This is a genomic window from Massilia aurea (assembly GCF_024753205.1).
GTDB lineage: Bacteria > Pseudomonadota > Gammaproteobacteria > Burkholderiales > Burkholderiaceae_D > Telluria > Telluria aurea.
Map to the genome: position 1 here is coordinate 1 of NZ_JANUGZ010000016.1, position 1,941 is coordinate 1,941.

General features: G+C 57.1%; 1 protein-coding gene. It reads right to left on the reverse strand.

From position 1 onward, the window contains the following. Positions 1-1,941, reverse strand: a 1,941-nt coding sequence (locus NX775_RS23815) for a condensation domain-containing protein (protein WP_258838238.1), incomplete at both ends; no start/stop codon positions are given.

Sequence of the window (1,941 nt, forward strand, 5' to 3'; positions counted from 1 at the left end):
GATCGGGACCGCAATTCAGATGGTCGCGCAAGGCGTTTTGCGTAAGCAGGACTGCTGGCTGGCTGTCGGCAAGCATGTAGGCCATGCGCTCACCCGCGTAGATTGGGTCGAGCGGGACATAGGCCCCGCCTGCTTTGAGAATGGCGAGCAAGCCAACAATCATGTCCAGGCTGCGTTCGACGCAAATGGCCACCCGTGCGTCGGGGACCACGCCCTGGGCTATAAGACGGTGCGCCAGACGATTGGCACGGCGATTCAGTTCGCCATAACTCAGGTGTTGGTCTTCGAAGACGACGGCCGTGGCATCCGGTTGACGCGCGGCTTGCTCTTCGAACAGCTGGTTTATCAGATGAGACGGGAGCTGCTCTGCCGCTGTGCCATTGGACGCGGCGAGCAGCTGATGACGTTCAGCCTCGGGCAGAATCTGTAGCTCACCTATCGGACGGTCGGGTTGCTGCTCGAGTGCATCGGTCAGCGCCACGACCGATGTGTTTAGATAGTTTGCGACGCGTTCAGCATCGATTCCTGCGGTGCACTGGGCAGTGATTGAAAATCCGTCGCTCCAGTCGTCTACCGAAATGGTAATCGGATAGTTGCTTCGTTCGACACCTTCGAGGAGCGTAATGCCTTCAAGATAGGCGTTATCTTGCAGTGCGTGGGACCGCTTGCTGTGACGGAAGTTGAGCAAAGTGGTGAACAGCGGCAATGGCGGCGACACAGAGCTACAGCGCTGGACCAGGGCCAGCGGGGCCTGCTCGTGATCGATCAGATCAGTTAGTTTTGCGAAGGTGCTCTTGAGCGCCTCGCTGACGCTTAGTTCCCCAATCCGCAGGCGAATCGGCAGCGTATTGATGAACATACCCGGTACGCGACTGGCATCGTTACCGCCGTACATGCGCCCAACCAGTAAGGTACCGAAGACCACGTCGTCTCGGGCGCAACATTTTCCCAGTACTTGGGCCCAGGCGAGATGAAACAATGCGGCGCCGTTTGTGCCGTATCGGCGCGCTGCCTGGCGTACACGTTGTGAAATCTTCGGATCGACCGTCAGACGTGCTTCCTGTACATCAGTGCCATTACCTTGTACGTTGAATATGCCGAAAGGTGCACTCGGCTCATCCACATCACCAAGCTGAGTGCGAAAATAGTCTTCATGCAACGACTGTGAGGTCGCAGATAACTGAGCGATGAAGTTGCGATACGGCAGCGCCGGCGATAGTTCTGCGCGACGGTCCTGTAAAATTAGGCGAACTTCCGAGGTGAGTAGTTCGAGGGACATGTGGTCGCACACGATATGATGTGACAGCAGAGCCATGTACCACGCCGACGACTTCGGATCGACGGCGATGCAAGGAACCAGAAGCGGTGCCCGATTCAAATTCAAACGCTGAGGAGAGAGCTCCCTGAGTTGCTCTTGTGGGCAAAAAGCGCCGTCTAGCTCGACTTGGCGGACATCGAGGGGCGCTCGACGGTGAACTACCTGCACAGGACGCACGAGCGCATCCCAATGAATTGAACTGCGCAAAATCTCGTGGCGGTCAACAACAGCCTGCAACGCTATCAGGAATCTGTCCAGATGGGCACGACTATCGAACCGAATCGTGCTGCACTGTACGTACGGATCACGTGCATCTTTCAGTAAAGAATGGAATAGTACGCCTTCCTGCAGTGGGCCGAGAGGATAGATGTCCTGGATGTTCGCTGCGCCGCCAAGAACAGTGGCTGCGATACGGTCGATCTCGGTCTGTGTCAACTTTACGAGTGACAGCAGCTCTGGCGTCATGGGACCGGAGTGATCGGCAAGCAGGTTTGCCGGAACAGTCGCGCAATCGGGGCTGGTCGAAAAATTACAGGCTGCTGCCAATGCAGCCAGCCTTGGCGCGCCGAAGACGACACGGACGCTGGCAAGAATGCCCTTCTTGTGCAGCCGTTCGGTCATTG